24 protein-coding genes are annotated in these 25,078 nt (G+C 60.6%); 7 read left to right on the top strand and 17 right to left on the bottom strand.

The annotated features are described in order from the left end of the window. Positions 1–2: 2 nt before the first annotated feature. The gene (locus tag DevBK_RS03645) at positions 3–650 is read right to left on the bottom strand and encodes a TetR/AcrR family transcriptional regulator (RefSeq protein WP_317184502.1); all 648 of its coding nucleotides are present in this window, start codon (positions 648–650) and stop codon (positions 3–5) included. 363 nt (positions 651–1,013) lie between these two features. On the opposite strand from DevBK_RS03645, the gene DevBK_RS03640 reads away from it, so the two are divergent. The 4 genes from DevBK_RS03640 to DevBK_RS03625 are packed head-to-tail and all read left to right on the top strand — an operon-like array spanning position 1,014 to position 3,670. After that, positions 1,014–1,223 (top strand): hypothetical protein, encoded by a 210-nt coding sequence (locus DevBK_RS03640; RefSeq protein WP_317184501.1) that lies wholly within the window; start codon positions 1,014–1,016, stop codon positions 1,221–1,223. Next, the gene (locus tag DevBK_RS03635; protein ID WP_317184500.1) at positions 1,220–1,816 is read left to right on the top strand and encodes an alpha/beta hydrolase; all 597 of its coding nucleotides are present in this window, start codon (positions 1,220–1,222) and stop codon (positions 1,814–1,816) included. Before DevBK_RS03640 ends, DevBK_RS03635 begins: the two co-directional genes overlap by 4 nt. Before the next feature lie 53 nt (positions 1,817–1,869). After that, entirely contained in the window at positions 1,870–2,316 is a 447-nt protein-coding gene (locus DevBK_RS03630; protein ID WP_317184499.1) for an Rrf2 family transcriptional regulator, read from the top strand. 16 nt (positions 2,317–2,332) lie between these two features. After that, positions 2,333–3,670, top strand: coding sequence for an FAD/NAD(P)-binding protein (locus DevBK_RS03625; RefSeq protein WP_317184498.1), 1,338 nt, complete (start codon positions 2,333–2,335; stop codon positions 3,668–3,670). On the opposite strand, the gene DevBK_RS03620 is transcribed toward DevBK_RS03625, so the two are convergent. The 9 genes from DevBK_RS03620 to DevBK_RS03580 all read right to left on the bottom strand — a co-directional run bounded on the left by DevBK_RS03620 (position 3,667) and on the right by DevBK_RS03580 (position 13,944). Then, positions 3,667–4,539 (bottom strand): DMT family transporter, encoded by an 873-nt coding sequence (locus tag DevBK_RS03620; protein WP_317184497.1) that lies wholly within the window; start codon positions 4,537–4,539, stop codon positions 3,667–3,669. The genes DevBK_RS03625 and DevBK_RS03620 overlap by 4 nt on opposite strands. Positions 4,540–4,592: 53 nt before the next feature. Continuing rightward, positions 4,593–6,500 (bottom strand): glycoside hydrolase family 127 protein, encoded by a 1,908-nt coding sequence (locus tag DevBK_RS03615; RefSeq protein ID WP_317184496.1) that lies wholly within the window; start codon positions 6,498–6,500, stop codon positions 4,593–4,595. Positions 6,501–6,617: 117 nt separating this feature from the next. Then, positions 6,618–7,673 (bottom strand): sn-glycerol-3-phosphate ABC transporter ATP-binding protein UgpC, encoded by a 1,056-nt coding sequence (locus DevBK_RS03610; RefSeq protein ID WP_317184495.1) that lies wholly within the window; start codon positions 7,671–7,673, stop codon positions 6,618–6,620. After that, positions 7,670–8,497: a carbohydrate ABC transporter permease gene (locus DevBK_RS03605; RefSeq protein ID WP_317184494.1), complete on the bottom strand. Its 828-nt coding sequence runs from the start codon at positions 8,495–8,497 to the stop codon at positions 7,670–7,672. The genes DevBK_RS03610 and DevBK_RS03605 overlap by 4 nt, the downstream gene beginning before the upstream one ends. Further along, positions 8,494–9,396, bottom strand: a complete 903-nt coding sequence (locus DevBK_RS03600) for a carbohydrate ABC transporter permease (RefSeq protein ID WP_061911077.1) — start codon at positions 9,394–9,396, stop codon at positions 8,494–8,496. The genes DevBK_RS03605 and DevBK_RS03600 overlap by 4 nt, the downstream gene beginning before the upstream one ends. Before the next feature lie 185 nt (positions 9,397–9,581). Further along, positions 9,582–10,811: a sugar ABC transporter substrate-binding protein gene (locus DevBK_RS03595; RefSeq protein WP_317184493.1), complete on the bottom strand. Its 1,230-nt coding sequence runs from the start codon at positions 10,809–10,811 to the stop codon at positions 9,582–9,584. A 71-nt stretch (positions 10,812–10,882) separates the two neighbouring features. Continuing rightward, complete coding sequence (locus DevBK_RS03590; protein ID WP_317184492.1) at positions 10,883–11,929, bottom strand: LacI family DNA-binding transcriptional regulator; 1,047 nt, start codon at positions 11,927–11,929, stop codon at positions 10,883–10,885. A 72-nt stretch (positions 11,930–12,001) separates the two neighbouring features. Next, on the bottom strand, positions 12,002–12,898 hold the full coding sequence (locus DevBK_RS03585) for a sugar phosphate isomerase/epimerase (protein ID WP_317184491.1): 897 nt from the start codon (positions 12,896–12,898) through the stop codon (positions 12,002–12,004). An 11-nt stretch (positions 12,899–12,909) separates the two neighbouring features. Then, entirely contained in the window at positions 12,910–13,944 is a 1,035-nt protein-coding gene (locus tag DevBK_RS03580; RefSeq protein ID WP_317184490.1) for a Gfo/Idh/MocA family oxidoreductase, read from the bottom strand. A 144-nt stretch (positions 13,945–14,088) separates the two neighbouring features. On the opposite strand from DevBK_RS03580, the gene DevBK_RS03575 reads away from it, so the two are divergent. Then, positions 14,089–15,114 (top strand): LacI family DNA-binding transcriptional regulator, encoded by a 1,026-nt coding sequence (locus tag DevBK_RS03575; RefSeq protein ID WP_317184489.1) that lies wholly within the window; start codon positions 14,089–14,091, stop codon positions 15,112–15,114. A 6-nt stretch (positions 15,115–15,120) separates the two neighbouring features. Here the strand turns inward: DevBK_RS03575 and DevBK_RS03570 are convergent, their stop codons facing one another. Together DevBK_RS03570 and DevBK_RS03565 are read right to left on the bottom strand one after the other, a co-directional pair. Continuing rightward, on the bottom strand, positions 15,121–16,005 hold the full coding sequence (locus DevBK_RS03570) for an alpha/beta hydrolase family protein (protein WP_317184488.1): 885 nt from the start codon (positions 16,003–16,005) through the stop codon (positions 15,121–15,123). Then, positions 16,006–16,908 carry a hypothetical protein gene (locus tag DevBK_RS03565; protein WP_317184487.1) on the bottom strand — a complete coding sequence of 301 codons (903 nt, stop codon included), beginning with the start codon at positions 16,906–16,908 and terminating at the stop codon, positions 16,006–16,008. Between the two features lie 184 nt (positions 16,909–17,092). Here DevBK_RS03565 and DevBK_RS03560 point away from each other — a divergent pair, with 184 nt between their 5' ends. Together DevBK_RS03560 and DevBK_RS03555 are read left to right on the top strand one after the other, a co-directional pair. Further along, positions 17,093–18,220, top strand: a complete 1,128-nt coding sequence (locus DevBK_RS03560) for an NADH:flavin oxidoreductase/NADH oxidase (RefSeq protein ID WP_317184486.1) — start codon at positions 17,093–17,095, stop codon at positions 18,218–18,220. 218 nt (positions 18,221–18,438) lie between these two features. After that, positions 18,439–18,864: a hypothetical protein gene (locus tag DevBK_RS03555; RefSeq protein ID WP_061911061.1), complete on the top strand. Its 426-nt coding sequence runs from the start codon at positions 18,439–18,441 to the stop codon at positions 18,862–18,864. A gap of 5 nt (positions 18,865–18,869) precedes the next feature. Here DevBK_RS03555 and DevBK_RS03550 read toward each other — a convergent pair whose 3' ends face one another. From DevBK_RS03550 to DevBK_RS03530, 5 genes are all read right to left on the bottom strand, one after another. Then, positions 18,870–20,789 carry a potassium transporter Kup gene (locus DevBK_RS03550; RefSeq protein ID WP_082461345.1) on the bottom strand — a complete coding sequence of 640 codons (1,920 nt, stop codon included), beginning with the start codon at positions 20,787–20,789 and terminating at the stop codon, positions 18,870–18,872. Positions 20,790–20,965: 176 nt separating this feature from the next. Then, on the bottom strand, positions 20,966–21,550 hold the full coding sequence (locus DevBK_RS03545) for an NADPH-dependent FMN reductase (protein ID WP_061911058.1): 585 nt from the start codon (positions 21,548–21,550) through the stop codon (positions 20,966–20,968). Positions 21,551–21,782: 232 nt separating this feature from the next. Then, positions 21,783–22,523 carry a pyridoxine 5'-phosphate synthase gene (locus DevBK_RS03540; RefSeq protein ID WP_317184485.1) on the bottom strand — a complete coding sequence of 247 codons (741 nt, stop codon included), beginning with the start codon at positions 22,521–22,523 and terminating at the stop codon, positions 21,783–21,785. Positions 22,524–22,684: 161 nt separating this feature from the next. Further along, on the bottom strand, positions 22,685–23,239 hold the full coding sequence (gene ilvN, locus DevBK_RS03535; protein WP_061911054.1) for an acetolactate synthase small subunit: 555 nt from the start codon (positions 23,237–23,239) through the stop codon (positions 22,685–22,687). A gap of 22 nt (positions 23,240–23,261) precedes the next feature. After that, positions 23,262–25,031, bottom strand: a complete 1,770-nt coding sequence (locus DevBK_RS03530; RefSeq protein WP_317184484.1) for an acetolactate synthase 3 large subunit — start codon at positions 25,029–25,031, stop codon at positions 23,262–23,264. Positions 25,032–25,078 lie beyond the last annotated feature (47 nt).

The following is a 25,078-nucleotide window of genomic DNA, read 5'->3' as shown; positions in this document are numbered from 1 at the left end:
TCTTAGGAGTTCGCCTTGGCCCCATAGAGGGCCAGGAATTGATCCGTCGCCGCCATGACATCGGCTTCGATATTGGCTTCGACATTGGATTGGGTGAGGCTGTTGTCGCCGAGCAGCAGACGGATCTGCACATCGCGGACAACGAGGCCGAAAAAGGTACGATAGGCGTCTTCGCTAGACGTGAAGCGGACAAGCCGCGCATCGCGCGCCGCTTCGAGAATGGGCTTGAGCCTGCGACGGATCGCCATCGGGCCGTTCTCTAGGACGATATTTCCGAGGCTGTCCTTTTCCTGGGCAGCATGGGTGATGGCGGTGCGATTGAGGGTGATGGAGACTTCGCCGATGATCGTCGTCAGCAGGTCGCGCGCAAATTGCTGCAGGCTTTCGCGCAGCACTTTGGCGCTGAGGTGGCTGCGATCGACATGCGGCATGCGCACCTTGGCCGCCTGCCACTGCACGGTGGCCGTGAGGAGCCCATCGCGATCCCCAAACCACTTGTAGAGCGTTTCCTTGGAGCACGACGCGCGTCGCGCCACGGCGGTCATGGTCAGGCCATCGCCATTTTCGACCAGCAGGTCGAGGGCCGCCGTCAGCACGGCCTGCTGGCGCGGCGTAAACGTCTCTTCGCTGATCTTGATGGGCAAAGGCACTTGTCGTTCCCGCACGCCGATGCCGAACGCTTCCGGCACTTTCCGTCCGCAGGCGTACCGTACGGTACGGTTCCGCGCAAGAGGGATTCGTGTGGCTTTCCCGACGAAATGCGGCAGTGCCTTTGCCACATCTTAGATGGGCTGCTTTAACGAATAGATGGATGAAACGCGAGACTCTTTGGCCAAAACGCATTCAAATAGAACGTCATTGCCTATAAGCCGCCCGACCACGACAGCCGGGGCAAAATTTTCTCCTTCGGCGTTAAGGCGCGCAAGACCAGACCTTCTCAATCCCGACTGTGTTGATAGAGTTTTGGAACAAGACGCGACCGCTTCGCGTGGTCTACTTCAAGGAGAAACAGCATGGTGCCCCTCTTCGGAATTCTTGACCCAAGCCACAGCCAGCGGTTCCGAGCTGCCGAAGCTCCACAAAAGCTGAGCTTCTTTGGCGGCGTGTCTGCGCTGACACCCGATGCCATATTCGAGAGCGAGCCGGAGCAAACCGTCGAGGACAAGGCGTCAGACACGCATTTCGATAAACTGGAAAATCCAGAAAATCTCCTCACGCGATGAGCCGCACCCATCTCATCGTACCCGGTCTCAATGGATCCGGCGACGGCCATTGGCAGCATCATTGGATGGCCGATCACGAGCATTCCGAGCTGGTCGAACAGACCGACTGGTCCAATCCCCATGCGGGACGCTGGCTCGCCCGGCTCGAACGCGCCGTCATCGCTCACCCTGGTGCCATTCTCATCGGTCACAGCCTCGGCGCCATTTTGATCGCGCGCCTGGCTTCCAGCTCTGTCGCGCCGCTTGTTGGTGGCGCCGTGCTCGTCGCACCTGCCGATATCGAGCGCACCTCGACCATTCACGCGCGCACCTATGAGTTCGGCACGCTGCCCACTGATGCCCTGCCCTTTCAAGCGCTCGTCATTGCCAGCCGCAATGACGACTATATGAGCCAGGAAAAGGCGCGTTCGCTGACCTCAGCATGGGGCGCCACCTTCCTCGGCTTCGGAGACAACGGCCACATCAACATCGCCAGCGGCTTCGGTCGCTGGACCGGCGGCTATGAATTTGCTCAACAGATCAAGGCAAAAGCCGATCGGCGCTTGCGTCACGACATCGGCAAAGGACTTGTCGAGAATGTCTATCAAATTTAAAGCGGTACCCGCGATACTGATGGCCGTCGCGATCGGACCGGGAACTGCGCATTATGCTGACCAAAAAGGGCAAATACGGGCTCAAGGCTCTTACGGCGCTGTCGCGCCTGCCAGAGGGTCAGTTGACGGGCGTCGCCGAATTGGCTCAGGCCAACGCCATCCCCAAGAAATTTCTCGACGCGATCCTCGCCGAACTGCGCAATGCGGGTTTCGTACGCAGCCGCAAGGGCAAGCTCGGCGGCTACGGTCTGGCCCGACCGGCGGCGGAAATCATGATCGGTCACGTCGTCCGCGTGCTCGATGGCCCGCTTGCGCCCATTCCCTGCGCCAGCCGCACGCGCTATCAGCCCTGCGAGGACTGCGAGGTGGAAACCTGCCAGGTCCGGCATTTGATGCTCGACGTGCGCAATGCCATCGCGCAGGTTCTCGACCAGACCAGCCTGACGCAAATGGCCGCCATGGGCGGCGCCGAAGCGGTGGAGCAATCGCTCACCGCCTGAACAAGCGGAACACCCCATGAGCGCTGCCAACAAGTCGATCATCATCATTGGCGGCGGCGCCAGCGGCGTGTTGCTCGCGGCACATCTCTTGCGAAATCCCGATCCAGATCTTCGGGTCACATTGGTTGAACGTCAGGGCCGCTTTGGCCAGGGCCTCGCCTATTCCGCCCTCCAGCGCGATCACCGCGTCAATGTTCCCGCCCGCGGCATGAGCGCCTTTGCCGATGATCCCGAACATTTCTGGCGCTGGCTGCAGCGCCGCGAACCCGGCCGCCATGCGACTTCCTGGACCTTCGTGCCGCGCCGGGTCTATGGCGCCTATCTCGAACACGTCCTGCGCGAAGCCGGGGAATCCCTGCCCGGTCGCCTACGGGTTTTAAGCGAAGAAGTCGACGCGGTGCGCGAAAGCAAAACCGGCGTCGAAGTTGCCCTAGCCAATGGCACCAGCCTCGTCGCCCGCTGGGCGGCGCTTGCCGTCGGCCACGAAACCCAGCCGGCCCGCGGCAAGGGGATCGCTGTTCGCGCGACGTCCGACCGAGATACGGCGCTTCCGCCCGATTCTCCCGTGATGATCCTGGGGTCCGGCCTCAGCATGGTGGATGCGTGGGTTTCCCTTTCGGAGACAAAACACACCGGCCCTGTCACAGTCGTGTCGCGAAACGGCCTCCTGCCACAGGCCCATAAGGACGTCGCCCCTATCACCATCGACGCTGCTGACGTCCCCTTCGGCACGAGCCTGACTTATCTCACGCGCTGGTTCCGCGAATTGATTGCCGAGACCGAGGCGAATGGCGGCGATTGGCGCAGCGTCGTCGATGGTCTCCGCCCCTTCAATCAGCGCCTTTGGCAAAGCTGGCCCGATCACGAAAAGCGCCGCTTCCTCCGCCACCTTCGCCCATGGTGGAACGTGCATCGCCATCGCCTGCCGCCTGATCTTCATGCTGGCCTCGTTCGTGCGGTTGAAAGCGGCCAGGTCGAGTTGGTCGCCGCCGAGTTCGTCGGCATCGAGCGCCATGGCGACGGCGCCCGCGCCACCATTCGCCCGCGTGGCACTGAGCGGCGGGAAACCATAGATGTCGCCCGCGTCTATGATTGCGGCGGCGTCAGCGTCGATGTCACGGCCAGCGCCAATCCAGTCATCCGCCAACTCATCACCGCCAGCAGCGCCCGTCCCGATCCGCTCCATATCGGCCTCGATGTCGATGAACAGACGGCGCTCATCGCCAGCGACGGCACTGTCTCCCAGCACATTCGCGTCGTTGGTCCGCTCACTCGTGGCCGGTTCTTCGAAATCGAAGCCATTCCCGACATCCGCGTGCAATGCGCCAAACTGGCAACGACGCTCCTGGCCTAGCTGGCGCGGGCTTCGCCAAACCGCGCGATGCCGATCCCGAGCATCACGAGCCCCAATGCGAGGAGAAGGCTGACGGTCACCTCCGCTTGCCCAAGCGCCACCAGGCACATCGCCGACAAAACCGGCGTCAGAAAACTCAACACGCCGATCATCTGGGCATTGCCGTGCTTCATGCCGAAATCCCAGGCCGCGTAGCTGAGTGCAAAGCCGATCGAGGCCACCCCAACAATCGTCAGGCTTAATCCCGGCGCCGGTGGTGCGCCGAGAAGCAGCCAGATCGATCCGTTGATCAGGCTGCTCATCAGGAAGACGACGCCGAGGAACTTGCTCGATAGATATGAGTAGCGCGCGGAAACCGCCGAGAAGACGCTCCAGCTCAGCGAGCACACCACAGCCCAGCCATGTCCCGGCATCAGCGCAAACTGCCCCAGCGCCAGGCCGCGCCCTGCCAGCAGCGCCGCGATCCCCGCCAGCCCCAGTATCCCGGCCACGAGATGATACCACCGCAGCTTCTGCTTGAGGGAAATCGTCGTCAGCACGATCACCAGCAGTGGCCAGGTATAGATGATCAGTGTCGCTTCAAGCGGCGGCGCGTTCTGCACTGCGGCTACCCAGGTGATGTTGTGGAGACCAATGCCAATGAGTCCGAGCCCATAAAACCAGAGCGGCACGATCCGCAGTTCCGGCAGCGGATTTTCGCGCCGGAAGATCCAGAGCACAACAAAGGCCAGCGCCCCGACTCCGTCGCCTAGGGCAACATACAAAAACGGATCGACGCCCACCGCCAGCGCCATGACCGGCGCCGTCAGCGACCAGATCAGCACCGAAGTCAGCCCGCCGAGCGTGCCGAGGCCCGATCGCTTTTCCATATGAAAACGTCCCCGCAAATTGCAGGGACGCTCATATCATCAGCGCGGAATATTCACAGCACTTCCGGTATCCACACCACCATGCTGCCCTTACCGCGATTGGCCCAGAGATAGTAAGGAATGGCCGTCAGGCTCGACTCCTTTTCGACGGGCGGCGTGCTACGATAAAGCCCTTGCCATTCGCCCTCGTCCACCGCGAGCGCCTGCGCTTTCAGCGTCACCACACCATCGAAGAGCCCGCTGTCAGTCTTCGCCTCTACTTCGCCATCGCGCTTGATCCTGATCCTCTGCACACGTCCGCCGGGATTGTCGACTTCCTCGATGCAATAGACCAGCGGCCCGCGCTTCAGCGCGACGCGACCAGCGTTCATGATCACGCCTGGATGCGAATAGAGCCGCTCGGCGGGCATCGGCAGACCAAGCGCAATCGTATCGCCCTTGGCCCAGGTCCGCCGAACCGTGACATAGCCGTTCTCGGGTTTCACCGGCACAGCCTCGCCATTGACCGAGAGGCTCGCGCCCTCGCACCAGCCCGGAATGCGCAGCTTCACGTCGAATTCGGCCGCAGTCTCGGGATCGACAGAAATCTTTATATCGCCCGACCAAGGATAGTTAGACACTTCGCGGAAAGCGACCTTAGTGCCGGCTACGTCGACCATGCTCGAAATCCCACCATAGAGGTGGAACGCCACACCATCCTCAGCCGTCGAGAGGAAATAGCCCCCAACCGAGGCCACGAGCCGCGAGACGTTCATGGTGCAGCACGGGCAGGTATGCCAATCCCAACGGGTTGGCGTACCGTCACTCTCAAGCGGATTGGCATAGAAATAATGCTCGCCATCGCGGCTTAGCCCGGATAGCGCGCCATTGAACATCGCAAGCTCGAGAATGTCGGCATATTTGCCGTCGAGATCGAGATGCAGCATACGCTGCGCCCAGAAGATCAGCGCAACCGAAGCACAGGTTTCGGCATAGGCCGTCTGGTTGGGCAGGTCGAAGTCATGCGTAAAACCCTCGTTATGCGCCGAGGGACCAAGGCCCGCCGTCACATACATCTTGGTTTCCATCACGTCGTCCCAGAGCACCTCGCAGGCGCGCTTGAGCTCGGGATCATTAAGTTCTGCCGCAAGGTCCGCCATGGCCGTATAGAGATACATGGCGCGCACTGCGTGCCCGACCACCTTCTCCTGCTCGCGCACTGGCTTGTGGCTCTGCGAGTATTCGTAATTCGCGAAGACATAGCGTTGTTTGGATTCTGCCCCTTCGCGCGCTTCCCGTTCGATATCGAAATAGTGCGGCGGCTGCTGCCCGCGCTCGTTGATGAGGTAAGTAGCGAAGTCGAGGTGCTTCTTTTCGCCGGTGAGGTAATAGAGCTTCATCAGCGCAAGCTCGATTTCCTCATGCCCATCATAGCCGCGGCGCTTGCCCGGCTCGGTGCCGAAGGTCGAGTAGATGTGGTCGAGATAGCGCTCCATGATATCGAGGAACCGTCGCCGGCCGGTTACGCGATAATAGGCCACCGCGCCTTCGAGCAGATGCCCGGCATTGTACATCTCGTGATTGTCGCGGAGGTTCGTCCAGCGGTTCTGTGGCTCATGCCCCAGATACCAGCAATTGAGATACCCATCCGGCGCCTGCGCCTTTTCGAGGTCATCGACCGCTGCCTCGATCTTGGCTTCGATATCCTCGTCGCGACGATGTGCGAGGGCATAGCTTGCTGCCTCGATCCACTTTCCGACATCGCTGTCCCAAAAGACCTGAACGGTGAATCCGTTGGCGTGACGCGGAAAACGCAGTGGCGGTGCCGGGTTCGGCAGCTTCAGCGAGTCGAGAATGCCGTATTCACCCAGCTTCTTGTGCTGGCTGGGCACAGTCCGGTCGAGCACCGTTTCCAGGCGCTCATGCCAGAATTGTCCTTCAAGCCGCACATCCGGAAACGGCACGGGAGCATAGCGAGACATTTGAGAAAACCTTTTCGCTGACAAATTCTTAGACGTTGGATTTTGAACTTCCTCCTATCCCGATGTCACCCCGGCGAACGCCGGGATGACAGCCAGTGGGAGAGGCGAAAGAGAAAGTTAAATCCGCTTCCCACTCTGCGGATCAAAGAGATGGATCAGCGCCGGATCGATCTCGACCCCAACCCGATCGCCGACCGAAACCGTCGAGCGTTCCGATTGCACCAGTTGCAGGTGACCGTCTGCCGAGGTGAGATACGTTGCCGAGCCCGTCGATTCCACATTGCCTACCGGGAAGTGGAAAGTCGGCGTGCCGGTCGCGAGCTTCATATGTTCCGGCCGCAAGCCCGCAACCACCGGCTGGTTCGGCTCTGCCTGTCGCGCCAGCGGAATACGCTCGCCCCCGACGAGGTTCACAGCCCGCCCATCACTCGCAATCTTGCCTTCGATGAAATTCATCGCCGGCGAGCCAATGAAGCCTGCCACGAACCGGTTGACCGGATGATCGTAGAGATCAAGCGGCCGCCCCTGCTGTTCGATGATCCCATCGCGCATCACCACCACCCAATCGGCCATGGTCATGGCCTCGATCTGGTCATGCGTCACGTAGACCGATGTCGCGCCAAGCCGATCATGCAGCGCACGGATTTCCTTGCGCATCTGCACGCGCAGCGCCGCGTCGAGGTTCGAAAGCGGCTCGTCGAAAAGGAACGCCTTGGGGTTACGGATGATCGCCCGACCCATGGCCACGCGCTGGCGCTGCCCGCCAGAAAGCTGGCGGGGATAGCGTGGCAAAAGCTGGCCCAACCCCGTCGTCTGCGCCACCTCGGCCGCCTTGGCTTTTGACTCAGCCTTGCCGACACCATGGAGCCGCAGCGAATAGGTGAGGTTTTCCTCCACCGTCATGTGCGGGTAGAGCGCATAGCTCTGGAACACCATGGCAATGTCGCGATGCCGTGGCGGAACCCCGGTCATCGTCTTGCCAGCGATGGACAATTCGCCCGAACTGATGGTTTCGAGCCCGGCAATCGAGCGCAACAGCGTCGATTTTCCGCATCCCGAAGGCCCGACCAGCGCAACGAAGCTGCCCTTGTCGATCGTCAGGCTCACATTTTTGAGGGCATGAAACGACCCATAGTGCTTTTCGATATTCTTGAGTTCGATCTGGGCGGTCATTTGAGGGCTCCCGAGGTGAGGCCGGAGACGATACGGCGCTGCAACAGCACGAAGACGGCAAGGATCGGCGTCACATAGATCGCCGAATAGGCCATGATGGAATTCCAGTCGGTCGAATTGGGACCGAGGAAGCCGGAAAGGCCGACGCTGGCCGGTTGCAGCGATGGGTCTTGGATGATCGACTTGGAGTAGATGTATTCGCCGAACGAGCTCATGAAGGTGAGAATGGCGCAGACCAGAATGCCGTTTCGGGCCAGCGGTAGGACGATCGAGAAGAATGCCCCCATGCGGGAATTGCCATCGACGAGCGCCGCTTCTTCGAGTTCCCGCGGCACCGTCATGAATGTTGCGCGGACCAGCACAACGAAGAACGGCATGGCTTTGGCGGCTGCAGCGAGCACCACGGCGGTGCGTGGATAGTTGAGCAAGCCGAACTGATTGAAGGCGACGAAGAGCGGGGTCACCATCACCGATGCTGGCAGAACCTGCAGCATCAGAATGGCAAAGAGGCCCACATCCACCCAGACATTGCGATACCGCGCCAGCACATAGGCGCAGCCCGTGCCAAAGATGACCGTAATCGCCGTCACGCCCGCCGCGATCAGCGTCGAGTTCCAGAGATAGACCCCCATGGTGCGCCGCGTCCAGACAGCGCCATAGACTGACGGATCAGCTTCGCGCGGCCAGAAGGTCGGCGGATTGGCAAAGATCTCCGAACCCGATTTGAGGCTGGTGATATACATCCAGTAGAGCGGGAAGAGATAAACCGCAGCCAGCGCCAAGGCGACGGCCAGCAGCAGCCAGGGAACATAAGGCCGGGTCATCCGCGCACCTCGTGCCGGGTTGAACGCACATAGATGATGGAGGCGAACAGCACGAGCACCAGCATCATCACGGAAATGGTCGCGCCCTTGGCAAAGTCGTAGAGCTGGAAGCTCATCTGCCAGGACCAGTATTGCGCCACCGTCGAGGTATTGGCCGGACCACCCTCGGTAATGGCGGGGAAAAGGTCGAACTGCTGCAAGGTGCCGATCAAGCCAAGCGACAGCACCGCGCCGATCGTCGACCGCATCATCGGCAGCGTGATGGTCCAGAAGCGCTGGAAGGCATTGGCACCATCGAGTTCCGCAGCCTCATAGAGATCGCGCGAGATACCCGCGAGGCCCACCGAGAGCAGCAGCATATTGAAGGCAAGGCCAAGCCAGATATTGGCAATGATCACGGCCCAGATCGAAACGCTCGGATCCGATTTCCAGAAGATATTGGATTGGATGATGCCAAGGCTCTTGAGGATGGCGTTGAGCACCCCGAAGTCACCGGCGAGGATCCAGCTCCAGATCGCGCCGACCACGAGACCGGGCATGACCCAGGAGACGAGGAAGAGTCCGCGAATGGTGGCAGCGCCTGGAAACTTCTGCGCGAAGAACAGCGCCAGCGCAAAGCCGAGCACAAATTGTCCGGCCATGGAGAAGAAAACGAAGACCGCCGTATTGCGCGTGACGAGCCAGAATTCGGGCTGACGCACCACGTCGATATAGTTTTGGATGCCGGCAAATGGCCGGATGAACGAGCCCAGGGTGAACATGTCCACCTGCTGAAAGCTCATCAGCACATTATAGACCAGCGGCAAGCCCGCCATGGCGATGAGAAAGAGCATCGCGATACTGATCAGAAGAATATCGAATCCCACGCCATCGCGCAGGCCAGACAGAAATCGTTGCATAAGACCTCCAAGGCGGGCCGCAGGCCACCCCTCCCTCTGCGGGAGCAGTCAGATTGCAAAGCACTTGGGGTGAAGGAGCCTTCTCTTCAGGGAGGACTAAAAAGCCCCCTCACCCCAACCGAATTCACTGACGCGAATTCGGTGATGCTTCGTGTCGACCTCTCCCCTTGGGAGAGGTCAGGACCTTACTTTCCGAGGATGGTGTCGATCGAAGCCTGGGCCTGATCCAGCGCGTCCTTGGACGACATCTGGCCGGTCAGAGCTGCCTGCATGGCGTCATAGATCGCCTTGGAGATCTTCTGCCATTCAGGGTGCGGACCGCGCGGCTGAGCAAACTTCAGCTGTTCCTGGAACACCTTGAGAGCAGCGTCCTTATGCGCATCGCCGCTGGCGGGCAGAGCGATATCAGCGCGGGCTGGCAAGTTGCCGAAGTCTTCAAACATCGTGCCGTCCTTGCTCGAGAAGAACTCGAGCGCACGGAAGGCTTCGTCCGGATGCTTGGTCGTCGACATGATGCCCCAATCGAAGCCACCGAGAGCCGAAGAGCGATCGCCGCCTTCGGTGATGGTGGGGAGCAGCGTCACGCCCCAATCGAACTTGGCGTCTTCGATCATGCGATCGACTTCCCATGGACCGGAAACCGCCATGGCGGCATTGCCCGAGTTGAATGTGCCGGTCGAATCCCACTGACCCAGGCTGAGGACGTCCTTGGAGGCCCAGCCATTGTCGATCATCTTCTTCCACAGATCGAGCACCTGGGCCGCTCCCTCGGTGTTCACGTGGTCATAGCCGCCACCCGACATCTGGATGATGGGTAGGAACTGGAACGTGCCTTCTTCGCCGGCGCGAGCGGAGAACGTCGCGCCATAGACGCCAGCGGCGCTATCGGTTAGCTTTTCAGCATCCGCAGCAAATTCATCCCAGGTCTGCGGCGGCTCGGTGATTCCGGCCTTGGCAAAGAGATCCTTGTTGTAGAAGACACCGATCGTGTCCGTATATTTCGGAATGCCGTAGAGCTTGCCGTCCCAGGTGACGGAATTGAGCGGGCCTTCGAAATACTGCGCCTTGCTCAGGATTTCCGAGTTCTTCACGCGATCGGTGATGTCGAGCATCGCCCCGCGCGAGGAGAACATGGCAAAGTCCGGATTATCGAACGAGACGATATCGGGCGCATTGCCAGTCGCGAAGGCGCGCAGGGTTTCGTTGACCAATTCGTCGAACGGCACGGCGCGATATTCGACGACGATATCTTCATTGGCTTCGTCGAATTCCTTGGACCAGGTGTCGGCGATACCGGGACGATCGACGCCATCGATCGACCAAATCTTCAGCGTCACCTGCGCGAAGGCGGGCGTCGCAAGGCTCATTGCGCCAATGCTGGCGGCAGCCATCAGTGCGGCAAAATGCAGTTTCATGTCGTTCCTCTCCCAAGCGGCACAAGCGCCGCAAATTGCTCCGATTGGGGCCCTCCAGCCCCAGCCAGGCTTTAGTCGACGGTGGCTTCTACCCCTCCGCGTCGATGCGTAACCGCAGCGTTTCCGCCGCAGGATTGTCTGATGACGAGACGGCACGGCAGTTTCCGGATCCCCGGCTCAACTGCCCTCCCCTCCGCCAATTCCAGGACCAGCCGCCCGGCTTCCCGCCCGATGGCTTTCAAGTTCATGTCGACCGACGTCATCGGCGGTCGCGTCTGGCTCGCAACGATGTCCCAGTTGTCGAACCCGACCACGGCGACATCATCCGGCACGCCGACCCCACGCTCGCTCAAGGCATCGACGACGCCGCGACCGATCTGGTCATTACCGCAGAAAATCGCATCCGGCCGCGCGCCTTCAGCGGTCCACAGAAGATCGACGGCCGCATGCCCCCAATGCTCGGACCACTCGCCATGGAGCACGATCCCCTCGCCTCCCAGCGCGTTGCGATAGGCTGCCGCGCGCTCACGCACCGAGGCGAAGGTCTCAGGACCGGTAACGTGGACGATACGTTTCCGACCCAGACGCTTGAGATGCTCGACCGCCTCGGTCGACCCTTGGGCATCGTCTGAAACCAGCGTAACCGACCCCTCATGCCCCTCGGTAAAGGCATAGACCACCGGCACTGGCAGGTTGCTGAGGTCCACCGGCAACCGTCGGTCCACACGCTTGCCCGAGGCGATGATTCCATCCACCTGCTTGTCGAGCATGGCATCGAGATGAAGCTTGCCCAGCGCCGGATCATCCTCGATCCCGCACAGAAAAACCGACACGCCCTGATCAACCAGCGCTTCCGAAATCCCCGCCATCACCGGCAGTGTAAAACGCCCATAGCTGTCGTTGGTCAGCAGCCCGATCGTAAAACTCCGGCGATGGATCAACCCACGCGCCATCGCATTGGGCCGAAAGCCCAGTTCTGCCGCAGCGGCCTTAACCTTGGCCCGCGTCTCGTCGGTCATGCGGCCCGTATCGTTTAAGGCCTTCGAGGCCGTCGCAACGCTCACACCGGCGAGGTGCGCGACATCGTAAATGCGAACTCGACCTCCCCCAGCGCTCACGAAACCCTCCCGAGAAACCGTTTTCTCATCCAGAGAAAACGTTTTTCTTGCCTACGTCAAGTTAAGTATGACTTATGCGGCAACAAATTCTCGGCCCCGGCTGGCCTTGAGATAATTGAGCGCATGCACCTGCCCCGTCATCTCGAGATCGCCGCGATAAACCGGGTCATGCCAGCCCTCGATATCGATCGAGCCCTGATAGCCCGCGAGCCGCAATTCCGAGATCACATCGGTCCAGTTGCTATCGCCAAAACCCGGCGTGCGCATGAAGACGAACTTCTCCTTGCCGAAGACGCCATGCTCCTTGATGACCTCCCAGCGGATCGTCGCGTCCTTGCCGTGGATGTGGAAGAATTTGTGCGCCCATTTCCGGATCTGCGGCATGGGGTCGATCAGATAGACCATCTGATGGCATGGCTCCCATTCGAGCCCGATATTGTCGTCCGGCGTCTCGTTGAACATCAACTCCCAGGCATCGGGATTGTGGGCGATGTTCCAGTCGCCGCTCGCCCAATTCCCGTCCATAGCGCAGTTTTCGAAGGCGATCTTCACGCCCTTGTCCGCGGCGCGCTTGGCCAATTCGCTCCACACTTCCTTGTAGCGCGGCAGGCTATCCGTCAGCACCTTGTTACGGATGCGTCCGGTGAAACCAGCGACGCAGGTCGCCCCGAAATAGTGCGCATTGTCGATGCACTGCTTCCAGCCTTCGAGCGTCTGGCGGTCCATCTCCTGGTCTTCGAGGGGATTGCCGAACATGCCGATGGTCGAAATGGTGATGTCGCGGTCCCCGATCGCATCGAGACAGCGCTTGCCCAGTTCCGCCAGATCCTGGCCATTCGTCGTCTGCCAGAAGAACGGCTCAAAGCTTTCAAAGCCGAGGTCCGCGATTTTTGCGATATTCTCCGGCGCCTTTCCTTCCGTGGATTGGATCATGGTGCCGATGCGAATGGATTTGGCGGGGTTGGACACGAACAAAAACCTTAAGCTGAAATCTGAACACGTTGCTTGAGCCGCGCGCTTTCGATGGCCCCGAAGACCATGGCGAGGCTTTTGATGTTGTCACTGCCCACCGTCTCGGGCGCAGAGCCGGCCTCGATAGCGTCGAGGAAATCAGCGATGACGCTGGCATGCCCCTCGGTCTTCGAATCGTCGGGCATTTCGGGAATGTTGAGCGGCTGCAGATCGCGGAAGAACCCTTCTGTGCCCGCCACCTGGTGCGCTTCGAATTTGTCGTAGCCGTCCCAGAGCAGCGTGCCCTTGGTGCCGACAATCCGCCAGTAGGCTTCCCAGCTCGTATTGGCGCCCTCGGCGCTCCAACTGCCGCGATAGTTGAAGACGATATCGTCCTCGAATTCGAAGATCGCGTTCGCCGCCGCGCCATGGGAATACCAGGAGCCCGGCGGATTGACCTCGAGGCAGTAGACAGCCTTGGGCGCCGTACCAGCCATGAACCGCGCCGCGTCGAGCGTGTGGATCGCCATGTCAAGCAGCAGCACGTTTTCCATCTGCTCGCGGAAACCGCCGAAATGCGCGCCGACGAAGAAATCGCAATTGATCGAGGTCAACTGCCCCAACGCGCCGCTTTCGATCACCTGCCGAATGCGCCGCACGCCCGGCACATAGCGCCGGTTCTGCACCACGGCATGGATTTTACCGGCCGCCTTGGCCTCAGCCACCATCCGTCGCGCAGCATCGAGCGTCGGCGCCATCGGCTTTTCCGTCAGCACATGACAATCATGGCGCAACCCGGTCGCAACGAGTGCAGGCCGCGCATTGGGCACGACGACGTCGAACAGCAGATCGGGTTTGGTCTCGGAAAGAACCATATCGAGATCGCTACCGATCACCACATCCGAAAGGGAAAATTCTGCAGCCCGCGCCTCGGCTACCTTCGGGTCGAGATCCACGAGGCCGACAATGCGCACCCGTCCCTTGAGCAAAGGGTGCTCGGTCAGAGCGTTGAGCCAGCCTCTGGACATGGCTCCGCAACCCGCAAGTACGGCTGTAAACTGCAAAGATCCTCTCCCCTGCAACAATCGGCGGGCCTCTTGTGGGGCGTCCTGCACGTGTTGCCGTAAACGTTTACGACGCTACAATCGGGAGCGATTTCATGTCAAGACATCGCCGTAAACGTTTCTGGAAATTTCTTGGGGGGCCAAGTGAAGGGCATCAGACGGCTTGCGCAAGAGCTCGACATTTCGATCGGCACGATCTCTCGCGCCCTTAATGGCCGCGCCGATGTCAGCCCGGACACCCGCCAGCGCGTTCTCGAAGCCGCCGCCGCCATGGGCTATGTGCCCAATCAGGCCGGCCGCAGTCTTCGCCAAGGTAACACCAATGCCATCGGCTTCATGATCGAGCTGGGCGCCGATGTGAACGGCGGCAATGACAACTTCTTCATGGGCGTCTTCGATGGCGTGCAGTCCGTGCTCGCCCGCCACCATCTCGATCTGATCGTACTGCCCTGCCCCACGGGCGAAGATCCTGCCGTCTATCTCCAGCGCATGATGGCACGGCGCCTAGTCGATGGTCTCATCATCTCGGCGACGCACCGCAAGGACACGCGCATCGATATGCTGACCAAAATGCGCATCCCGTTCATCACTCTTGGGCGCTCCAACACCCCCGGCGACTATCCCTGGATCGACCTCGATTTCGACGGCGCCGCCCGCCGCGCCATCGATCGGCTGGTCTCGGCCGGCCATAGCCGCATCGCCGTGGCCGTGCCCGGCAATGACATCAATCTCGGCTTCATCTTCCTTGATGGCTATAAGGCAGCGCTGGCTCGCCACGGCATCGCCTTCGACCCGTCCATGGTCTTCCGCGTGCCGTCGTCAGAGCTTGGCGGCTATCAGCTTGGCCACGAGCTCTTGGCCATGAAGGACCGCCCCAGCGCCGTCATCCTCAATTATGAATTGCTGGCGCTCGGCCTCTATCGCCAACTCGGAGAAGCTGGCCTTCAAGCCGGGCGAGATCTCGCAGTGATCGGTTTCCGCGAAAATCCAGTCTCTCGCTACATGTCGCCTCGCCTCACCTGCTTCCGCCTTTCCCTCACCGGGCTGGGCGCTGCCATCGGTGAGGCGCTGCTAGCCACGATGCCGGCTTATGCCGAGGCGTATCCCCTGGGCCGAACACAGCGGATTTGGCCGATGGAATTGGTCCCTGGCGAGAGTGACGGCGCCTAGGACAGCTTACCCCAGCCACTTCCCAAAAAACGCCAGCACCGCCTCCCGCATCCGCGGCGTTTCCTGATGCCCGACACCTGGCTCGCTCACAAGCTCCAGCTTCCCCTGCGCTTCGGCGTACGCGGGCTGCAACTCCGCCCAGGCCCGCTGCACGGCCAGCGGCGGGCTCAAATGATCGGCCTCGCCAACGCAGATCAATTGCGGCCGCGGTGCGATCAGGGCCGCAATCGTCCCGCCATCGGCCTCGCGCAGCAGGCCCGGCACGGTCAGATAAATCCCGTGCCCGTCATGCGCGCCGAGTTCGATCATGGTTCGGAAATCGGCAAAGCAGCAGAGATGTGCGACGGCGGCGATCCGATCATCGATCGCGGCAAGCCAATAGCTCAACACGCACCCCATCGAGAGCCCGAATGCCCCGATGCGCTTGGCGTCGACATCGTCGCGTCGTGCAAGATAAGTCAGCGCCGCTGCGTGATCAGACAACATTTCACCGAACAGCGATTTGCCGTGCCAAAGCAACGCCTTGGCCGCAGCGCTTTCGCTCACTGTCGCCCGCTCGCCAAAGATCGGCATATCGATGCAGAGCGTCACATAGCCGGCGCGCGCGAAAACCGGCCCCAGCGGCCCCACCAGATATTCGCGCCCATCGAGCAATTCACGGGCGCCGATCGCATAGCCGCCGCCATGTGAATGCCCATACAGTATCGCGGGCAATTTGCCCTCATTCTCCGCCGGCCGCGTCAGGATTCCCCGTACTTCCTGCCCGCCGATCTGCATGCGTAAATATTCGACGACATAATCGCCGTGGTCTTCGATCTGCCGATCAGTTTCGACAACCGACCGTTGCTCAAAACCCAAAAGCGCGCGAAATCTCTCAGCGTTAAACGTCATCTATGCTTTGCCTCTTGCGGGCCGGTCGCCGACCCGATGGTTGAAGCGCGCGAGGGCAAGACCGAAAACGATCAGCAGCAGCCCGCCGCCAAGGATCGACAGAGGTTGCGCGCCGAGGAAGGTGAACCACTGCGTGAAAAAGTGGACGGCGCCGAAAACGGCGACGCTATTGACCACCCAGCGCCGGTTTGCTGCAACGGCCCAGGCGCCAAATGCGAGCAGAGCCAGCGCCCAGACGATTGAAAACCACGTCGAACTGATGCCGGCGCTATCGTCGCCAAAGAGAGAACCGAGGAGAAAGGCCCCGTTGACCAGCACAATCGCCACGCGCATGGCGACGATAGCCAGACCTTCCTCTGCGGGCCGCAGGCGCAGCGAAATCAGATAAAGGGCAAGGATCAGTGCGCACAAACCGACGATGACGGTGACCATCATGTGGTTTGGCGGCCAGGACACATCGTTGAACACGAGAATGGTGGCGAAACCGAGCACCGCCAGCGCCGCCAGAAGGCCGGATCGCGCAACGATTGATGCGGCGGCCAGTCCGATCGTCAGCGCCACGCGCACCAGCGGATTGTCGCCATAGAGCCCGCCGATGCCGCTGCAGAGTGCAAGGGCGCCAATTGTCATGATGATCTGTGCGAAGAGCTGCAGCCGCGCCAAGCCGCGCAGCCGTACGATTAGACCGGCAGTAAAAAGCACAACGCCGAGCGCGACCAAGGTCTCGAGCGTCGGGAGCAAGGCCCCGATGCCACCGCAAACCGCTATGGCGCCGAGCGCGAAGAGGATATTGGCGCCGAGGGCGCCGGTATCGGCCGCCGCAAAACCTTTGAGACGTTCAGCTTCCTCGGGCGAGATTTTGCCCGCCGCGACAAGCGCATCAAGGTCTAGCGTAATCTTCATCGCCCTCTCCCAGTGCGCCGTTCAAGGTTAGTGTAACGTTGCGATTCTGCCCATGCCAGAGCTGCTTAACACGCACCCCTGCAATGTCGGCCCACGAATATCTCCATCGGCACTTGCCGATAGAGCGAACGAAGTGCATCTATCCAGCGATGCCGTTTCCGGCGACGCCTTTCGAGAGAATTTCATGACCGAACTATTTTCCCCCATCACCCTGCGCGACCTGACCCTGCGCAACCGAACCGTTGTCGCCCCGATGTGCCAATATTCCGCTATCGATGGCTTCGCCAATGATTGGCACTTCGCCCATCTCGCCCGCTTCAGCATCGGCGGCTTTGGGCTCGTTATTTTCGAGGCGACTGGGGTCGTTGCAGAAGGCCGCATTTCCTATGCCGATCTCGGCCTCTGGAAAGACGAGCATATCGCTCCCCTCGCTCGTATCGTAGACTTCCTCCACACGCAGGGCTCGGCCGCGGGCATCCAGCTTGCCCATGCCGGCCGCAAGGCTTCGACCCCCGTTTCCTGGCGCGGCCCGGAAGAGCTGCAGACCGAGGAGCAGAAGAAGGCCGCCGGTTACGAACATTGGCAGCCTGTTGCGCCGAGCGCTGAATCGGCCAATCCGGCTGATCCGAGCTTCCAAGTGCCGACAGAACTCGACCAGGCCGGCATCCAGCATGTGATTGATGGGTTCGTCGCCGCGACGCTTCGCGCCGAAAAGGCGGGCTTCGACACGGTCGAAATCCACGCCGCCCATGGTTACCTCCTCAACCAGTTCCTCTCGCCGCTCGCCAACCATCGGACCGACGAATATGGCGGCAGCCGAGAGAACCGCATGCGCTTGGTGCTTGAGGTCACCGAGGCTGTGCGCGCCGCTTGGCCGGCCCACAAGCCGCTCCTCGCGCGCATCTCGGTCAGCGACAATGCCGAAGGCGGTTGGACGGTCGAGGACAGCGTCGTGCTCTCGCGCGAACTTAAGGCACGCGGCGTCGATGGCATCGATTGTTCGAGCGGCGGGTTTGCGCAGGGCCGTATCGCCTCGGCGCCCGGCTATCAGGTCGATTTCGCCCGGGCGGTCAAGCAAGGCGCCGATATCCCCACTATGGCCGTCGGTCTTCTTGGCGATGTGCATGAAGCCGAAGCGATCATCCAGCGCGGCGACGCCGATTTCATCGCCCTTGCACGTGGCGCAATGAACGACCCCAATTGGCCCGTTCATGCTCAACGCGAACTGGGCAGCGTCGACTACTCGCTCTGGCCGGTCCAAACGCAACGCGTTTCCGATCACGACCGCATCCTCGGCCTACAACGCGCCTAACAATCTCAAGCCCGGCACAACCTCTCGTCCGACCTGAAACAAAATAAGCCCATCCGACCGTGAGGTTAGATGGGCTTTCGTTTATCTCACCGCCAATAGCTATCTCGTCCGGCCGCCCCCAAAAATCCTCTCAGCCATCGAAATTTCGCCGCAAGGCGGGAACAGCCTTGTACCTGTCATTTGAGGTGACCATCTTGGCTGCATAAAGGGAGAAGTGCATGGATACCAAGGCAGCAATCATTGCCCTGCTCACCGTCTGGGGTGTCGGCGCCGCGGGGTGCATTCCCGCAGCGGCAGAAGACACTGCGATCGATGGCGACGTCGATACTGACAGCGACAACCCATTGCTCAACAAAGTCTGGATACAGCAGGGTGATACCGCTAGCCCCGGTGCGGCGCAGATCTTTCTCGCCGACGGCACGCTAGTCACCGATAGCTGCTGGGAGACCTACCGCCTCTCCAAATGGCAGCAGGTTTCTGACACAGCCATTTCCTGGGACGAAGATGGCATGACCATCAATGCGGACATTGTCAGCGTGTCGCCGAGCGAACTGGTCCTCAACCTGCATCTGGTTAGTGAGAATGTCGAACAGCGATTCGTGCTGGCCGACGTTCCCTATGTCTGCCCTGACATGCCGAAATAAGCGGCCTAAATCACCACCTGCGTGCCGATCTCGACAACTCGACCCGTCGGAATATGGAAATATTCCGTCGCGTCGCTGGCGTTGCGCGCCAAACGAACGAAGAGGCGATCCTGCCAGAAGCGCAGCATGCCGCTTTTGTTTCCGACTTTGAGCGACCGACGCGACAGGAAGAAAGAGGTGGACATGATATCGAACTTCCAGCCTAGTTTGCGGGCGAGCGCCAAGGCCTTGGGAATGTTCGGCGTTTCCATATAGCCGAAGGTCACGACGACACGGAAGAACAGCTCGTTGTAGGCGTCGATCGTCACCTTCTCATCATCTGGCACACGCGGAGAGGCCGAGGTCTTGACCGTCAGGATGACGTTCTGCTCGTGCAACACCTTGTAGTGCTTGAGAGAGTGCAAGAGCGCCGTCGGCGCGCCTTCGATATCGCTGGTGAGGAAGATCGCGGTCCCGGGCACCGTGGTCGGTTTCTTCTTGGCCAGATTGTTGACTAGAAACTCCAGCGGAACTTCGTCGCGCCGCGTCTTGTCCGCCAGGCGCTTCCGTCCGGCCATCCAGCTCCACATCAGGAGTGCGACCCCGAGTGCAACTGCCGCCGGCACCCAGCCGCCTTGGAAAAGCTTGGACACGTTCGCGGCGAAGAAGCCGCCATCGATGCACAGATAGACGGCACCGAAGAGGACGACGACAATGGGGTTCCATTTCCAGTTGCGCCACATGACGACAACGAGAAGCAGCAGCGTCACGATCATCACGCCGGAAACGGCGATACCGTAAGCATTTGAAAGGGCTTCAGAACTTCTGAACGCCGCCACTAGCACCAGCACGCCGATCATCAGCATCGAATTGATCTGCGGCATGTAAATCTGGCCGCTCTGCGTCGCCGAGGTGTGATGCACGACCATGCGCGGCAGCATATTGAGGGCGATGGCCTGCTGCGTAAGGCTATAGGTGCCGGTGATTACCGCCTGGCTCGCAATGATCGTCGCGAGGGTAGCGAGGCCGACGAAGGGCAAAAGGCCCCATTCCGGGATCATTTCGAAAAACGGGCTCGCGACGTTATCGACGCCATGGCCGATGACGTAGGCGCCCTGGCCAAAATAGTTGAGCAGCAGACAGGGAAAGACGAGGCCGAACCAGGCGAGGACGATGGGCTTGCGGCCAAAATGACCGAGGTCGACATAGAGCGCTTCGGCGCCGGTCACGGCAAGGAAGATGGCACCAACGACGACGAAAGCGATGCCGATATGTGTGGTCAGAAACTGCAGGCCGAGCAGCGGGTTAAGCGCCTGGAGCACATCGGGGTGTTGGAAAATGTTGACCAAACCGGCGATGCCGAGCGTCAAGAACCAGACCATGGTGACCGGGCCGAAAACGATCGAGACCTTGGCCGTGCCGAACCTCTGGACGGCAAAAATGCCAAGGATGATCACAAGGGTGATCGGTACGACCCAGCGGGTCATGCCCGGCTGAACCAGTTCGATACCTTCGACGGCGGAAAGCACTGAAATTGCTGGCGTAATGATCGCGTCGCCAAAGAAAAGCGCCGCGCCGAGAACGCCGAGCGTCGTGATCCAGATCGGCGGATTGGTGAATGTTTTGCGCGCCAGCGCCATCAGCGACAGCGTACCGCCTTCGCCATTATTGTCGGCGCGGGTCACGAAGAACACGTATTTGACGGCCACCGTCAGGGTCAGCGCCCAGACGATCAGCGAGAGAAGGCCCAGCACTTCGATGTTCGACGCTGCGGCTCCGGGCCTGACCTGCATGGCCTGACGAAAGGCGTAAATCGGGCTAGTGCCGATGTCCCCATAGACGACGCCGATGGCGCCAAGGGTGAGAATGGGGAGATTATTGTGTGAGTGCCCGGCGTCACCGGTCGCTGCCACACCGGCATGACCGGTCGAATCCACTTGCGTCATGAGCTTTTGGGCTCTCGCTGTTAAGGGCGGGCGCCGCTATACACCCGCCCATTCCCACACACAACACCATTAGAGTTACAGAACTACAAAGGCATGCAGGGGTTGCACCTTTCGGCACAACCCCTGCAAGGCAAACGAGACTTGGAGGTCTTCGTTATTCCGGTTGGCGCTGCGGCTTAGCCGCGAGCAGCCTTGGCTGCATTGCCCCACCAGATAAGCTGGTCGAGCATGTCCTTGGTCGAAGCGCCGATCGACGGCTCGATGTCGGACATTGGCTTGTTCTGCTGACCAAGCGGGTGCACGGCAAAGAAGTCACCGCCGGCAATGTGAACGGCCGAGCGGGTCGAAACCATCTGGAGTTCGATACCGATGGTGCGGAGGTTTTCGATGGCGCGAGCAGCACCGACAGTGCCATAGCCGACTGCACCGAAAGCCTTCCTGTTCCACTCGACATAGGCCTGGTCGAGAGCATTCTTCAGCGCGCCGGTGACAGCGCGGTTGTATTCAGCAACGACGAAGATGAAGCCGTCGAATTCGCCGATCTTCTTCTGCCAGCGAACAGCTTCCGGGTTCTGCGACGGCATCCAGGCATTGGAGGCCATTTCGTCGAAGAACGGCAGGTCGAAATCGCGGAGGTCAACGATCTCGGCTTCGATTTCGGGGCGCTCGTTCGCCTTTTCGAGGATCCACTTGGCGGGGACATCGCCGAAACGGGTGGGACGGGTGGACGAGATGATGACGCCGATCTTGAGCTTGGACATTTGATGCCCTCCTTGGTCACAAAAGGTAACTGAGGCGATATATGTGCCTGAGAGCATTTTCCTCAAGAGGGCACCGACGTGTGATCCAGGGTCACACGATTGCCTAAGGCACATTCATGTAAGTATTGGATCTGGCTGATGTTTAGCGATTGTCAGGCGGAGTTGTAACGCGGCGCCTTGGCTCCGTCGTCCAGGCGGCGACGAAGCGTTCGCAGAGCCGAAACAATGAGGGTCAGGCTAGAACCTCGATATAACGCCTGGTCGCTGCATCGAACCCCATCAGCAAAGCATCGGCGGTAATGCCGTGGCCGATGGATGCCTCGGCAACGCCGACAACGGCGAGTTGAAAGGCTGGCAAGTTGGCAAGCGTGAGGTCGTGGCCAGCATTGACTCCAAGGCCGGCGTCGAGAGCGGCCTGGCAGGTAATGGCAAGCGCCTCGAGTTCGACCAGTGCCTGTTCCGGATCGGCATAACAGGCACCATAGGGGCCGGTGAACAATTCGATCCGGTCCGCACCTGTGGCTTTCGCGGCCGCGACCCCTTCCCTTCCGGCGTCAGGGTCGCAGAAGAGGGAAATACGACAATCGGGCCGCCGCATCTGCTGGACGACGGAGGTCAGAAAATTGTTCTTGCCAACAAAATCCCACCCGTGATCGGAAGTGGCTTGAGCCGGATCGTCCGGGACCAGCGTCACTTGGTGCGGATTAACGTCCTCGATCAGTTCGAGGAAGTCATCGCTGGGATATCCCTCGATGTTGAATTCTGCGTCTGGATAGTCCTGCCGCAGCAGAGTGCTGAGGTCGTAAACGTCGGTGCGACGGATATGCCGCTCATCTGGCCGGGGATGGATGGTGATGCCGCTCGCGCCCGCATCGAGAACCACGCGCGCAATGCCGGTGACGCTGGGCCACGGCAAATCGCGGCGATTGCGCAATTGTGCGACGGCGTTGAGATTGACGGACAGAAGAGTCATGGCACGGCCCCGAGTGATTGCCCCTGCCTTACACCAAGCAGAGCGGGCCGCCCAAGCCAACCTTTTATGAACCGGTCAGATTATGTGCCCGGCATCATCATATATCCACGCCTGACTACGTGGATAGAAAGGCCGCCGCAGTTGCCCGCGGCGGCGCTTAATCACATGCCTTCGGGACCACGGCCGATGGCAGCGAGGCCGGTCCGCACCACTTCGACGAGACCGAGCGGGCCCATCAAGGCGATGAAGCTATCGATCTTGTCCGGCTTGCCGGTCACTTCGAAGACGAAGCTCTCGACGGTGGCATCAACGATGTGGGCGCGGAAGGCATCGGCCAGACGAAGCGTTTCGGCGCGGTGCTCGCCCGTGCCCTTCACCTTGATCAGGGCCAGCTCGCGCTCGACATAGTTGCCCTCAGCCGTCAGGTCATGCACCCGATGGACGGGCACGAGACGCTCGAGCTGGAGCTTGATCTGCACCAGCACCTTTGGCGTTGCGACCACGACGACAGTGATGCGACTAAGTCGCCGGCCATGTTCCGTCTCGCTGACGGTCAGGCTTTCAATATTATAGCCGCGCGCCGAAAAGAGGCCGACGACGCGCGCGAGGATTCCCGGCTCATTGTCCACGAGGACGGACAGCGTATGGCGTTCGGTCTGTTGCGTTTCCTGGGTCAGGAAATAAGCGGACCCGGTCGGCTGCATATGTGCGTTCATTTCTCGTTCCTCCGCCGCCGGCTTAGACCAGCGCGCGCCCCTTTTCGTCGATGATCGAACCGAGATTGGCCGTATCGGGCAGGATGATCTCGTTGTGCGGCTTGCCCGATGGGATCATCGGCAGGCAGTTTTCGTCCTTTTCGACGATGACGTCGAACAGAACCGGGCCGTCATAGTCGAGCATTTCGGCAATTGCGGCGTCCAGTTCGGCCGGGTTTTCGCAACGGATCCCCTTGCCGCCATAGGCTTCGGCGAGCTTGACGAAATCGGGCAGCGATTCCGAATAGGAATGCGCATAGCGCGAGCCGTGCAGCAGATCCTGCCACTGACGAACCATGCCCATGCGCTCATTATTGAGGATGAAGATCTTGATCGGCAGGCGATATTGAACCGCCGTCGACATCTCCTGCATGGTCATCTGCACCGACGCTTCGCCGGCAATGTCGATCACCAGCGCATCGGGATGCGCCACCTGCACGCCGACCGCAGCCGGAAGGCCATAGCCCATGGTGCCGAGGCCACCCGAAGTCATCCAGCGATTGGGCTTGTCGAAGTGGAAGTGCTGGGCAGCCCACATCTGGTGCTGGCCCACTTCTGTCGTGATGAACACGTCCTTCGACTGCTGCTTGGTCGCTTCATACAGGCGCTGGATCGCCCATTGCGGCTTGATCGTCGTCTCGGAGTTTTTGAAATTGAGCGAGCCGACGCTGCGCCACTTTTCGATCTGCTTCCACCACGGCGCAATGGCCTCCGTGCGCGGCTGATTGGTGCGGCTGCGCCAGACGCGGATCATCTCTTCGAGCACACGGTTGCAATCGCCGACGATCGGGATATCGACGCGGATGATTTTGTTGATCGACGACGGGTCGATATCAACGTGGATCTTGCGGCTATTGGGCGAGAACGCATCGATCCGGCCGGTGATGCGATCATCGAAGCGGGCGCCGATATTGATCATGACGTCGCAGTCGTGCATCGCCCAATTGGCTTCGTAGGTGCCGTGCATGCCGAGCATGCCGAGCCACTGCGAATTCGATGCCGGGAAAGCGCCGAGACCCATGAGCGTCGAGGTCACCGGGAAGCCGGTGAGTTCGGCGAGTTCGCGCAGGTTTTCGGAGGCTTCGGGACCAGCATTGATCACGCCGCCGCCGGTGTAGAACACCGGACGCTCGGCCTTGAGCATGAGATCGACAGCTGCTTCGATGGCCTTGAGATCGCCATCCACCTGGGGACGGTACGAAGCGTGGCGGAGGGTCTCGATTTCGGGCTTGTAATAGTCACCGAGGGCGAACTGGATGTCCTTTGGAATATCGACCACCACCGGGCCCGGACGGCCGGTCGTGGCAATATGGAAAGCCTCGTGCAGCACGCGCGGCAGGTCCTTGATATCCTTCACCAAATAATTGTGTTTGGTGCAGGAGCGGGTGATGCCGACGGTGTCACATTCCTGGAAACCATCCGTGCCGATCAGCGACGTCGGAACCTGGGCCGTGATGCAAACGAGCGGGATGGAATCCATCAGCGCATCGGTGAGGCCTGTCACCGCATTGGTCGCGCCGGGGCCGGAAGTCACCAGCACCACGCCGGGCTTGCCGGTCGAGCGGGCATAGCCTTCGGCCATATGCGTGGCGCCCTGCTCGTGGCGCACCAGGATGTGCTTGACCTGCTCCTGCTGGAACATCGCATCGTAGATCGGCAAGGCGGCACCGCCGGGATAGCCGAAGATATGTTCAACACCTTGATCCGCAAGCGCCTGGATCACCATTTCCGCGCCGGTCATTTTCTCGGCCATTTGCGCTTCCTACTCCTCGAGCCCACCGTACCGGGCATTACGTTTCT

This window comes from Devosia sp. BK (assembly GCF_032907385.1).
GTDB lineage: Bacteria > Pseudomonadota > Alphaproteobacteria > Rhizobiales > Devosiaceae > Devosia.
The sequence above is the reverse complement of the archived record's forward strand: the minus strand, read 5'-3'. Positions and strand labels throughout refer to the sequence as shown.

Excerpts from the sequence above, each read along its gene's own strand:
- DevBK_RS03640 (WP_317184501.1), top strand. The coding sequence starts at position 1,014 with ATGGTGCCCCTCTTCGGAATTCTTGACCCAAGCCACAGCCAGCGGTTC.
- DevBK_RS03635 (WP_317184500.1), top strand. The coding sequence starts at position 1,220 with ATGAGCCGCACCCATCTCATCGTACCCGGTCTCAATGGATCCGGCGAC.
- DevBK_RS03630 (WP_317184499.1), top strand. The coding sequence starts at position 1,870 with ATGCTGACCAAAAAGGGCAAATACGGGCTCAAGGCTCTTACGGCGCTG.
- DevBK_RS03625 (WP_317184498.1), top strand. The coding sequence starts at position 2,333 with ATGAGCGCTGCCAACAAGTCGATCATCATCATTGGCGGCGGCGCCAGC.
- DevBK_RS03620 (WP_317184497.1), bottom strand. The coding sequence starts at position 4,539 with ATGGAAAAGCGATCGGGCCTCGGCACGCTCGGCGGGCTGACTTCGGTG.
- DevBK_RS03615 (WP_317184496.1), bottom strand. The coding sequence starts at position 6,500 with ATGTCTCGCTATGCTCCCGTGCCGTTTCCGGATGTGCGGCTTGAAGGA.
- DevBK_RS03610 (WP_317184495.1), bottom strand. The coding sequence starts at position 7,673 with ATGACCGCCCAGATCGAACTCAAGAATATCGAAAAGCACTATGGGTCG.
- DevBK_RS03605 (WP_317184494.1), bottom strand. The coding sequence starts at position 8,497 with ATGACCCGGCCTTATGTTCCCTGGCTGCTGCTGGCCGTCGCCTTGGCG.
- DevBK_RS03600 (WP_061911077.1), bottom strand. The coding sequence starts at position 9,396 with ATGCAACGATTTCTGTCTGGCCTGCGCGATGGCGTGGGATTCGATATT.
- DevBK_RS03595 (WP_317184493.1), bottom strand. The coding sequence starts at position 10,811 with ATGAAACTGCATTTTGCCGCACTGATGGCTGCCGCCAGCATTGGCGCA.
- DevBK_RS03570 (WP_317184488.1), bottom strand. The coding sequence starts at position 16,005 with ATGACGTTTAACGCTGAGAGATTTCGCGCGCTTTTGGGTTTTGAGCAA.
- DevBK_RS03565 (WP_317184487.1), bottom strand. The coding sequence starts at position 16,908 with ATGAAGATTACGCTAGACCTTGATGCGCTTGTCGCGGCGGGCAAAATC.
- DevBK_RS03560 (WP_317184486.1), top strand. The coding sequence starts at position 17,093 with ATGACCGAACTATTTTCCCCCATCACCCTGCGCGACCTGACCCTGCGC.
- DevBK_RS03555 (WP_061911061.1), top strand. The coding sequence starts at position 18,439 with ATGGATACCAAGGCAGCAATCATTGCCCTGCTCACCGTCTGGGGTGTC.
- DevBK_RS03550 (WP_082461345.1), bottom strand. The coding sequence starts at position 20,789 with ATGACGCAAGTGGATTCGACCGGTCATGCCGGTGTGGCAGCGACCGGT.
- DevBK_RS03545 (WP_061911058.1), bottom strand. The coding sequence starts at position 21,550 with ATGTCCAAGCTCAAGATCGGCGTCATCATCTCGTCCACCCGTCCCACC.
- DevBK_RS03540 (WP_317184485.1), bottom strand. The coding sequence starts at position 22,523 with ATGACTCTTCTGTCCGTCAATCTCAACGCCGTCGCACAATTGCGCAAT.
- ilvN (WP_061911054.1), bottom strand. The coding sequence starts at position 23,239 with ATGAACGCACATATGCAGCCGACCGGGTCCGCTTATTTCCTGACCCAG.
- DevBK_RS03530 (WP_317184484.1), bottom strand. The coding sequence starts at position 25,031 with ATGGCCGAGAAAATGACCGGCGCGGAAATGGTGATCCAGGCGCTTGCG.